A 10,700-nucleotide genomic window follows, 5' to 3' on the forward strand; every position below is an offset into this window, starting at 1 on the left:
CGCTCCAGATCGCGCAACACGGCGATGATGATCGACAGGGATACCAGCCGCTGCTGCCCGTCGATTACGTCGTAACGGTTATCGCCCTCGCGCACCAGAATTAGCGAGCCGAGGAAGTACGGAGTACCGGGCGACTTGCAGGCGTCATCCAAGTCGCTTACCAGTTGCAGGATGTTCTCGGTCTTCCAGATGTAGGCCCGCTGGAATGAGGGGATCGTGAACCGGAAATCCGGGGTGAACACTTTCCCGAGTGGTAGTTCCTTCGCACTGATTGCCATGTCAGCCCCTTCGTCGCCGGCCTGTGGACGGTATGCCGGCATACCAACTTGTGCTCAAGCCTACCAGTGTTTGCCCGACGGCGGGCACATCACGCCGGCTCGGGCACCGACCCCTCATACAAGTAGAACGAAGACGGGTTTTCTCCCGGCACGGATGCGGGCAGTGACTGCTCGCACACCTGCGTCAGGCCGCGATGCACATAGAACCCGACATCGCATGTGGTGTCCGTGAACAGGAAGTAGTCGCGCACGCCGGCCAGGCGGAACGCGTCCATCAGCGTCTCGAACATGCGCCGGCCCAGCCCGTGGCCGCGCGCCGCCGGGTCAAGTACGAACAGCACCACTTCCGCCGCATAGTCATGCCCGGCGCTCGCGGCCTGGGCGCGCAGCCGTTTGTCGATGCCGAGAATGCCCAGAATCTCGCCGGCGGCCTTGATTCCGCCCTTCGCGAACACGAGCCGCGCCAGCGCGTTCCACGAGTTGATCCGATGCGAGTTGAGCGGGCTCCGATGGTCCAGCGCATCGACGCGCCCCACGATCAGGGCGACCGGCTGGCCGTCCAGTTCGGCGACGAACGCGTTGGTGGTGCGCGCCAGACAGTTCTCCCAGTCCGCTTCGGCCGCCAGCAGACCGGTCCGCTCATCGAATTCGGCATACCAGGTGCGGCGCACCAGGTCGATCAGCGCCGGATAGTCATCCCTACGTAATGTTCGAATAATCGCTTCACTCATATTCCCATTATGACTGATACGGCTCAACAACCGGACGACTTACAGCCGCGCCGGCAGATCGGCCCGCTCCACCAGCCGCGCCATCTGCACGCGGCCCATGTCGAGCTTGTTCGCCGCGGAAGAAAGATGCGCCTTCGCCGTACGCTCCGAAATGAACATGCGGGAGGCGATTTCGGCGTTCGTATAGCCCTCGGCCGCCAGCATCACGGCCTCGCGCTCGCGGTCGGGCAGCGCGTCGAGCAGGGCGCGCGCCTCATCGCGGCGCGAACGCGGCCGCGTGACGCTCAGATCGTCGATCAGCTGTTTCTGACTGGCCGTGTTGAACTGCGGCGCGCCCTCGCATACCCCGATGATGCGGCGGATGATATCGTCCGCCGCATCGGTTTTCGACACGAACCCCTCGGCGCCCGCCTCCACCGCGCGTTCCACGGTGCCGGACGGACTCAACGAGGTCAGGATCAGCACGTGCGGCGCGGGGGAGAGCGAGCGCAGCAGACGGGTCGCCTCGATGCCGTCCACGCCGGGCATGGCGATGTCCATCAGCACCACATCCGGCTTTTCCTCGGCAGCCCGCCTCACGCAGGTCTCGCCATCGGTGGACGTGGAGACGACTTCGATGCGCCCGTGGGAATAATCGTTGAGGATCAGGCTCATCGCCTGGCAGATCATCGGATCGTCATCGATGACGCTGACCCGGATCGGCTTGGGCTCTAAGCCGGTGCCGCTTCCGGTCAGACCGCCGCGTTCGGGCTTTCCACCAGACACACTATTCCCGTTCTTCTCACTCACGCTAGCCATCTTAGCTGCGCCAAGGCAGTTGCACGTCGACATGGAACAGGTGCCGATCGTCCATCCCATACCGGCATTGCCCGTTGACCGAGTGCACGCGCGCTGCCAAACCAGGCAGTCCGGCCCCATGGGCCCGCTGCGTCTCGGTCGCATCCGTGGCGATCGGATTGCTGATATGGATATGTACGCCCGCCTGCGGCGTGGCGGAGACCTCCAACGACACCGGCGCTCCGGGCGCGTGCCGCCGCGCGTTCGTCAATCCCTCCTGGATCGCGCGGTAGGCCACCTTGCCGATTGACTCATCCATCACGCTCAGCTGCTGGATATCGATCCAGGTGTTGAGCGACGTGCCCGAGTTGCGCGTGTCCGCAATCAGCGCATTCAGCGATTCGCGGGTCAGCGACGTGTCGTCGGACGGGGCGAGCTGCTCCCATGCCTGGTGCGGGTTGCGCAGCATGTCGATGATCGAGTGGGCCTCGTCCAATGCCCCGGCCGACTGCCGACGGATGTCCTCGGCCTTATCCGCCAACGATTGCGCTTCGGGGGAGTCGCCGAGCTTGGCCGCCTCCGCCTTGAGCACGCTGGCGTTCAGGGCCATCAGGGACAGGGAATGCGCGAGGGTGTCGTGCGCTTCGGCTGCGATGGCGTCGGCGAGCTGCTGGTTGGTCAGGTCGGTCTGCAGGGTCGCGGCATGCGTGGTGGCCGCGCTGGCCACCGCATTCGCCGTGCGCAGGCGGGCGCGCGAACGGATATGCAGGCCGATGAGCGTAGCGATGGTCACGAACACCAGTGAGGCCACCGTGGCGGTGATGATGACGGTCGGCTCCTCCACCAGCATCACCATCGGGGAGCCTGAATCGCCGCCGGTATGCGGTTGAGCGAAAATCAGATGCCAAATCGAGGCTTTGGGCTGTTGCAGGGCGTCGCGGAGCTGGGAGATGAGCGTCACGATGGTGCCGCCAACCGTGGCGCGGATGGTCGTGTTCCGGTTTGAACGACGGGCGAGCAATGAGGTCATCGCCATCAGTGCGATGAGCGAGTCATACGGGAACACGACCACCAGCGCGCAGGCGATCCAGAACGTCGCCTCCGGGTATTCGCTGCGGGCCAAGAGCAGGAACCCTGCCGGGAATGCCAGCAAGGTGCAGAGGACCATCAGCGTGTATCCTGCGGAATCCTGCGCAAAATTCTGGGCGAAGAACGAGGTTTGCGCCATGCACATGAAACTGGCCAATGGCACCATAACGACCGAACACCATACGCGCGTAGTCACGGGCACCTCGTCCGTATCCGGTGTAGGAACCGGGGACCCCGTGCCGGGCATAGGGCGAGCGTCAGGCCGTGAGCCGGGTCGGAAACCGGGGTATGGCCCGGCGGCGCGTTGTGGGTTCGTCATGCTTTCCACTGTATGACCTGCATCCGGCCCCCGCCACTGGACATGCGGGCACCGTTATCACCTCCGTATTGCCCGAACAGGCAACGAACAATGACCGTTCGTCCACTAACGTCGCTGTTTCGCGGCCGGTAGCGTCGTGCTCACATCCCTATTTCGGGGAAGATACGAGAAGGAGCACATCATGTCCAACCACAACATCGCCCCGCAGCCGGTTCCCTCATCCCCACAGCAGTACCAGCCACAACAGCCTCAGCCTCAGCCGCCGCAACCGCAACATCTGCATACCACCATCTGCGGCATCGCGGCCGTGGTGTTTGGCGCGTTGGGTTTGGTGCTGAGTTTTATTCCCATCGTCAACAATATCGCCGCAATCCTTGGCTTCATCGGCGTCATACTGGCGATTATCGCCATAGTGGGCACCTTCCGGGGCAAGAAACGCGGCAAGGTGCTGTCCATTGTGGCGGCGGTGCTGTCGGTGTTGGCCATTGTGATCACGCTGGCCATGCAGTCCGCTGCCAGCAAGGCCATTGACGATTCCATTAAGGAGTCCAAGGGCATCGACACGTCACAATCCTCATCATCAAAGTCCGCGGGCAAATCGTCTGATGCCTCCAAGAGCAAGGCATCCGAGCAGAAAGCGCAGGGCGAGCAGGATTTGGAAGGTGATATCGAAGGTGCCCACGTGAAAATAGTCTCCGCCGTGAAAAGCGTCAACGACTATAACGGCAAGCCCACCGCTCTGGTGACTTATGAATGGACGAACAACACGTCCAAGAACAACTCGTTCGCCACTTTGGCTCACCCGAACGTGTTCCAGAACGGCACCGAACTGGAGACGGCAGTATACTTCGATCAGCCTGAAGGCTATGACGCGAATTCGTATTTGGCCCAAGCACAGCCCGGGACCGCGGCAACGGTGACGCTGGGCTATGTGCTGCAAGACGATTCGCCGATTACGGTGGATGTCACTGCGTTCCTATCAACGGATCAAGACACCAAGGTGACGCATACCTTCACGTTGCAGTGAATCGCGCGGCGGTCCAAGCTGCGATCGAATGTCAATCGAATCTCAAGTGCATGCCACGCGCATGGTGGAAACGCCCGTTACGCTTTGAGATGAGCAGAACGAGCCGATCGATCATATTCATGGAATGTTCAGCTTTGTTCCTCTAAGATTGGTACTGGAACAAACGCTAAAGGAGCGATTATGACATTCGGTCAGCAGCCCCAGAACAACGGGCAATACAACCCGCAATACAACACGCCTGATTACAACGCCGCCCAACAGTCTGGATATGGCCAGCAATACGCACAGTCCGGTTACGGCCAGAACTACTATGCCCAGCCGCAGGGCGCTCCCACCTACCAATACGTGCCGCAGGGTACTGGTGCCGGTGCGGGTGCGGCCACCATCAACACGACGATGACCTACAACTATGAGGAAGCCCGCCGAGTCTCAGTGACCAAGGTGTACGGCGAGATGACCATCGGCATCCTCGTCACCGCCGTGGTCGCCGTGCTCGGCCAGATCACTGGAGCCTACTACAGCTTCCTCATGGCCACCGGCATGGTGGGCCTCATCGGCCTGTGCGTGGTGCAGATTGCCCTGGCCGTGGTGCTCGGCATGCGCGTCACCAAGATGAAGTCGGCCACCGCGCGCGTCATGTTCTATGTGTACGCCGCATTGATGGGCTTCACCTTGAGCTCGATCTTCATGGTCTACGACCTCGGCTCGATCGGCGTGGCACTCGGTGTCACCGCCGCGTTCTTCTTTGCGCTGACCATGTTCGGCATGACTACCAAGTTCAACATGCTCAAGGCCGGCCCGATCCTGATGATCGGCCTGATTGTGCTCATCATCTCGCAGATCGTGCTCGCCTTCGTGCAGGTCGACGGCATGACCAAGATCGTCTGCGCCATCGGCCTGATCCTGTTCGCCGGCATGACCATCTACGACGCGCAGTCCACGCGCGCGCTGCTGACCGAATACGAGGCCCAGGGCCCGGAAATGGTCAAGAAGATCTCCATCCTGTGCGCCCTGAACCTGTACCTCGACTTCGTGAACATGTTCCTGTACATCCTGCAGCTGCTCGGCAACAGGGACTAGCCTCGACAGCCGATTGGCGAGCGGCATGTAGCCTGCCCGTCAAACGTCACAGCCCGACCACATTGTGGCCGGGCTTTTTCATGTCTGTCACATTCGCACGTTAGGCTGGCTCCCCGTGAAAAGACAAGAACTCGTAGGCATGCTGAGCCTGTTGTTGACCGCGCTGATCTGGGGTTTTGCGTTCGTGGCGCAGGTCCAGGGCATGGATTCGATGTCGCCGATGTTCTTCAACGCCGCGCGCTTCACGCTGGGAGCACTGTCTTTGGTGCCGATTCTGCTGTGGATGCGTGGCCGGGGGAGCGCGGATAAGGGCGATACAGCCGGGGCCGATGTCGTTGGGACCGAGGCATCCGTGGCCGTCTCCACAGATGCCGCATCGAACGGTGCATCCGACGTCGTTACCATCACCGGTGCCAAGCTGAATGCGAACAAGCCCGATTCGGCCGTGGCGCGATTGCTCGCCAACCCGGTGGTCATTTCCGTGATCTGCGGCATCGTGCTGTTCACCGCCAGCACCCTGCAGCAGTATGGCATTCTGTACGGCAAATCGGCCGGCCGTGCGGGATTCCTGACCGCCATGTACATCGTGATGGTGCCGTTGCTGGCCTTCGTGTTCCTGCGCCGGCGCATCGGCATGCTGGTGTTCGTGGCCGTGGCGCTGTCCATCGCCGGCTTCTATCTGCTGTGCATCACCGATGGTTTCGGTTCGATCGGCCTGGCGGATATCCTGCTCGTGTTCACGGCCGTGCTGTTCGCCGTGCATATTCTGGTGATCGATACTTTGGGCGGCACCGTGGACGCCATCAAGCTTTCATTCGGCCAGTTCTGCACCACCGCCGTGCTGAGCTGGGCGGGTTCGCTGATCGAAGGCTCGGTCGACTGGGCCGGCGCTGCTCATTCCTGGATTCCGATTCTGTACGCCGGCATCGGCTCGGTGGGCATCGCGTACACCTTGCAGGTGGTCGGCCAGCAATGGGTGCCACCGACGCGAGCCAGCCTGCTGATGAGCCTCGAATCGTTCTTCTCGGCGGTAGGCGGTGCGTTGCTTCTCGGTGAAGTGATGACCCCGCGCGGCTACTTCGGCTGCGCCCTCATCTTCCTCGGCACCCTACTGGCCCAAGCGCCGGCCAGGCTGCCGAAGTGGCCGCAACGGTGAATGAATCGGCCGCAGGCCGATTCCATAGCACCTCAGTCCGAGGTCTTAGGCGCTTCGCCCACTTGCGGCGCGCCGTTGATGTCGCGGTGGATGTTCTGCATCTGTACCTCGATGTTCTGCAATGAGCGCGCGCAGTCGAGCAGCGTCTGGGAATGCTCGGCGAGCTTGTTGTCCGGCAAATCGGTCTTGTAGCGCAGCGCATGCTCCAGCGACGCCCAATAATCCATGGCGATGGTGCGGAACTGCACCTCCACCGGCGTGTAATGCGCGCCCGAGGAGAGGAACACGGGCACCGCGTAGATTACGTGCAATGAACGATACCCGTTCTGTTTCGGGTTCTTGATGTAATCCTTGACGCGCAGCACCTGAATATCGGACTGCGACGACAGATAGTTGGACACGGAATACACGTCGTCGCGGTAATTACAGATCACGCGGATGCCGGCCACATCGAACAGATTGTCCTTAATCGAATTGACGCCGATCGGCAGACCCTTGCGCTCCAGTTTGCCGATGATCGAGCTCACCGACTTCAGACGGCGTTCCATATGATGTATCGGGTCATGGCTGAACCGCACCTGGAACTCGTCGTCGAGAATCTCCAGTTTGGTGCTGATCTCGTACATCGCGCCTTCATACACCTGCATGAGGTCAACGAATTCAACGACCTGTTCGGGAGTGAAGGTGCCTCCCGGAAGATCCAACGCTTTGAGACGGGCTTGCAGATCGGAGGTTTTGAGTCGGCTATGTCGGTCAAGTATCACGTCCACCAATATACTCGGCGGATTCCAGCCAATCTGGACGTTCGCGGGGAATCTTTCCAAGAACCCATAATTTGACATCGTGACAACCAATGGCATACGTGACCGGAGCATGACGAACCCCGTCGATAGAATCGGTCGTTATGAATGAAGACATGATGACCGAGGCGGAGCGCGCCTCGATTGCAGCCGATGGAACCGATGGTTTGCTGGGGAAACGCGGCAAGGGCGTGTTCCATATCCATACGCTCGGCTGCCAGATGAACGTGCACGATTCCGAGCGCATCGCCGGCGTGCTGGAGGCCAATGGCTACGTGCCTGCAACCGAGGACCAGATCAATGACAATGACCTCGATTTGCTGGTGCTCAATACCTGTGCGGTACGCGAGAACGCAGCCGAACGCATGTATGGCACCATTGGCCGATTCAATCGCGTCAAACTGGTTCGGCCGAACCTGCAGATCGCCGTTGGCGGCTGCATGGCCCAGCTTGACCGCAAGAAGATCGCGGATACTGCGCCATGGGTTTCCGCGGTGTTCGGTACCAAGAACATCGAAGATCTGCCCAAGCTGTTGGATCAGAATCGTGCGACCGGCAAGGCGCAGGTCCAGGTCACTGAACAATTGCGGCAGTTCCCGAGCCAGCTTCCCGCCGCCCGCGCCTCCCGCATCAGCTCGTGGGTGGCGATTTCCGTGGGCTGCAATAACACCTGCACGTTCTGTATTGTGCCCACCACGCGAGGCAAGGAAAAGGACCGCCGCCCCGGTGACATTCTTGATGAGATTCGCCAATGTGTGGCCGATGGTGCCAAGGAGGTTACGCTTCTCGGCCAGAACGTGAATTCGTTCGGTTATGGTATTGGCGATCGATACGCTTTCAGCAAGCTGTTGCGCGCCTGCGGCACCATCGACGGTCTCGAACGCGTGCGCTTCACCTCGCCGCACCCGGCCGCCTTCACCGACGACGTCATCGCCGCGATGGCCGAAACGCCGAACATCATGCACCAGCTGCACTTCCCGCTGCAGTCCGGCTCCGACCGCATCCTGCGCGCGATGCGCCGCTCCTACCGCTCCGCCAAGTTCCTCGACATACTGGGCCGCATCCGCGCCGCCATGCCCGACGCGCAGATCTCCACCGACATCATCGTCGGCTTCCCCGGCGAAACCGAAGAGGACTTCCAGCAGACCATGGATGTGGTGCGCCAGGCGCGCTTCTCCTCGGCGTTCACGTTCATCTACTCGCCACGCCCCGGCACGCCGGCCGCCGCAATGGAACAGATTCCGCGCGACGTGGTGCAGGACCGGTTCGACCGTCTGGTGGCGTTGCAGGAGCAGATCACCGAAGAGAACCTCGCCACATTCGAGGGCCGCGACGTCGAAGTGATGATCACCGGCAAACTCGGCAAGAAGGACACCGACACCCACCGTGTCACCGGCCGCGAGAAAACCGGCGTGCTGGTGCACATCGGCGTGCCTGAAGGCGAACCGGTACCTGAAATCGGCGATTTCGTCACGGCCACCGTCACACACGCCGGCCGCCATAATCTGCTTGCCGACCCCGACGTGGCCGCCGGCCAGACCTATTCCGTGCGGCACTGAGGGGGCGTATATGACGCAACGAGTCGTCTCCATCGTCGGTCCCACCGCGTCCGGCAAGACGGGGTTGGGCATCGCCATCGCCCGGCGTCTGGCCGAAGCGGGGGAGCGGGCCGAAATCGTGAACGCGGACGCCTACCAGATGTACCGTGGCATGGATATCGGCACCGCCAAACCCACCGCCGAGGAACAGGCGGCCGTGCCGCACCATCTCATCGACATCATCGACCCCGAAGACACGATGAGCGTGGCCCGATTCCAGCAGCTTGCGCGCGAGACCATCGCCGACCTGCAATCACGTGGCATCCGGCCGATTCTCGTCGGCGGCTCCGGCTTGTACGCCAGAGCGGCCATCGATGACATCACCTTCCCCGGCACCGATCCCGACGTGCGCACACGTCTTGAGGAACGCGAGAAAACCGAGGGTGCCGGTGCTTTGTTCGACGAGTTGCGGGCCAAAGACCCCGAGGCCGCCGCGCGCATGGACCCACGCAATCCACGCCGCACCATCCGTGCGCTGGAGGTCATCGAGCTTACCGGCAAACCGTATTCGGCCAGTCTGCCGCGCTACCGGTACGTGATTCCGTCCGTGCAGATCGGACTCGACCTGGACCGCCCGGATTTGGACCATCGCATCGATTTGCGCACCAAGCAGATGTATGACGATGGGTTCATCGAAGAAGTCGAACGGTTGCGCCCGCATCTGGGTGCCACCGCCGTACGTGCGCTCGGCTATCAGCAGATCATCGACCTGCTGGACGGCATCTGGGATGTGAACGACGCCTTCGCGGACATCGCACAGAAAACCAAGCGACTCGCCCGCAAACAGATGGGATGGTTCGGCCGTGACCCGCGCATCCACTGGCTGCAGGCCCTGAACCCGAAACTGGTCGACAACGCGATGGCCATTATCGCGCACGCCGACGCCGGCGACTACGACCCGATCGACGCCCGAGCCGACGAATACACCCAGCATCATCTGGGGGATATCACGGCGTAGGAATCAGCCAAAGGCCGATGCAATCACCCGCAATCAGTGTGCAGGCCCCTGATTCCAGCCGGCGATCAAGAACACGCGCGTCGGATTCGCCGGGCGTAGTATCGCGTCGAACATCGTCTCCAGTGCAGACGTGTCGCCCCGATATGCCGAGTGCTTGGCGGAGCGATACTCTTCGCGCGTCACTGAGCCCCAGTCGAGATCCCAGCCGGCGTCATGCGCCAAGCGTGAACCGAATATACGCAGCACCATCGCATTGCCGCCACGGAACGGATGCAGATAACCGAGCTCATCATAAATAGAAGCAAATGCGTGAACGAACACGTCGCGATCCAACGCATGCAGGTTGCGCTTGTCCGCCAACTCCATCGCGATGTTGTGCGCGCCGGTCTCAATGAGCCCAGCCGGGAAGAACGCCTCAGGATTCGCGGCCCGAGCCCGGTCGTTCGTCACCTCACGTGTGGTGTTTGAGGTACGCAACTTGCCCGCATCCTCAAACACGCCTTCGAACAGCCCCTTATGAATGGCGGTCAGCTCATCCAAGTCGCCAGACGGATTCCATCGACGTTCCGCCAACAACACGGTACGTGCGAACACCGCATCCGCCCGATCCGTGGCATGATCATCCAGACTGCCGGCAGTCAGACGATCCTTTCCGGCAGGGCCGGCGGCGGCGCGCAGACGCATGGCGGTCTGTTCGTCCGCCACGTCGATGAGATGGGTCACGGGCTTCAAGCCGCGTTCGTAGGCAGCCGCGGCGCGCATCGTTGCCTCGCCCGGCGTCATCGCTTCCAGTGCGCAGTTCTTGAGTGCAAATGCGACTGCGCTCGCACGCTCTGCGGGTGTCATGCAACCCATGATAAGGCATATTCGCGCCCCAGCGGGGAATC

At 61.6% G+C, this 10,700-nt stretch carries 11 protein-coding genes; 5 read left to right on the forward strand and 6 right to left on the reverse strand.

The window, feature by feature from the left end:
• From Q5H31_RS07620 to Q5H31_RS07635, 4 genes are all read right to left on the reverse strand, one after another.
• A partial coding sequence (locus Q5H31_RS07620; protein WP_302457645.1) for a DUF262 domain-containing protein occupies positions 1-278 on the reverse strand: 278 nt, incomplete at its 3' end.
• A gap of 89 nt (positions 279-367) precedes the next feature.
• Positions 368-1,009, reverse strand: coding sequence for a GNAT family N-acetyltransferase (locus Q5H31_RS07625; protein WP_007052627.1), 642 nt, complete (start codon positions 1,007-1,009; stop codon positions 368-370).
• Between the two features lie 39 nt (positions 1,010-1,048).
• Positions 1,049-1,774 carry a response regulator transcription factor gene (locus Q5H31_RS07630; RefSeq protein WP_007056206.1) on the reverse strand — a complete coding sequence of 242 codons (726 nt, stop codon included), beginning with the start codon at positions 1,772-1,774 and terminating at the stop codon, positions 1,049-1,051.
• Between the two features lie 34 nt (positions 1,775-1,808).
• Positions 1,809-3,041 (reverse strand): sensor histidine kinase, encoded by a 1,233-nt coding sequence (locus tag Q5H31_RS07635; RefSeq protein WP_182431865.1) that lies wholly within the window; start codon positions 3,039-3,041, stop codon positions 1,809-1,811.
• A gap of 334 nt (positions 3,042-3,375) precedes the next feature.
• Between Q5H31_RS07635 and Q5H31_RS07640 the strand changes: the two genes are divergently transcribed.
• The 3 genes from Q5H31_RS07640 (at position 3,376) to Q5H31_RS07650 (ending at position 6,457) form a co-directional block, all read left to right on the forward strand.
• Complete coding sequence (locus tag Q5H31_RS07640) at positions 3,376-4,221, forward strand: DUF5067 domain-containing protein (protein WP_007057205.1); 846 nt, start codon at positions 3,376-3,378, stop codon at positions 4,219-4,221.
• Positions 4,222-4,401: 180 nt separating this feature from the next.
• On the forward strand, positions 4,402-5,301 hold the full coding sequence (locus tag Q5H31_RS07645) for a Bax inhibitor-1/YccA family protein (RefSeq protein WP_007052631.1): 900 nt from the start codon (positions 4,402-4,404) through the stop codon (positions 5,299-5,301).
• Positions 5,302-5,440: 139 nt separating this feature from the next.
• Positions 5,441-6,457: a DMT family transporter gene (locus Q5H31_RS07650; protein WP_013410776.1), complete on the forward strand. Its 1,017-nt coding sequence runs from the start codon at positions 5,441-5,443 to the stop codon at positions 6,455-6,457.
• Between the two features lie 32 nt (positions 6,458-6,489).
• Here the strand turns inward: Q5H31_RS07650 and Q5H31_RS07655 are convergent, their stop codons facing one another.
• Complete coding sequence (locus Q5H31_RS07655; protein ID WP_007056209.1) at positions 6,490-7,230, reverse strand: GTP pyrophosphokinase family protein; 741 nt, start codon at positions 7,228-7,230, stop codon at positions 6,490-6,492.
• 131 nt (positions 7,231-7,361) lie between these two features.
• Between Q5H31_RS07655 and miaB the strand changes: the two genes are divergently transcribed.
• On the forward strand, positions 7,362-8,816 hold the full coding sequence (gene miaB / locus Q5H31_RS07660; protein ID WP_007052635.1) for a tRNA (N6-isopentenyl adenosine(37)-C2)-methylthiotransferase MiaB: 1,455 nt from the start codon (positions 7,362-7,364) through the stop codon (positions 8,814-8,816).
• A 10-nt stretch (positions 8,817-8,826) separates the two neighbouring features.
• On the forward strand, positions 8,827-9,813 hold the full coding sequence (gene miaA / locus Q5H31_RS07665; RefSeq protein ID WP_007052636.1) for a tRNA (adenosine(37)-N6)-dimethylallyltransferase MiaA: 987 nt from the start codon (positions 8,827-8,829) through the stop codon (positions 9,811-9,813).
• A 33-nt stretch (positions 9,814-9,846) separates the two neighbouring features.
• Here the strand turns inward: miaA and Q5H31_RS07670 are convergent, their stop codons facing one another.
• Positions 9,847-10,596 (reverse strand): Fic family protein, encoded by a 750-nt coding sequence (locus tag Q5H31_RS07670; protein WP_207388166.1) that lies wholly within the window; start codon positions 10,594-10,596, stop codon positions 9,847-9,849.
• Positions 10,597-10,700: the final 104 nt, after the last annotated feature.

The organism is uncultured Bifidobacterium sp., assembly GCF_959020155.1.
In the GTDB taxonomy this organism is placed as follows: Bacteria; Actinomycetota; Actinomycetes; order Actinomycetales; family Bifidobacteriaceae; genus Bifidobacterium.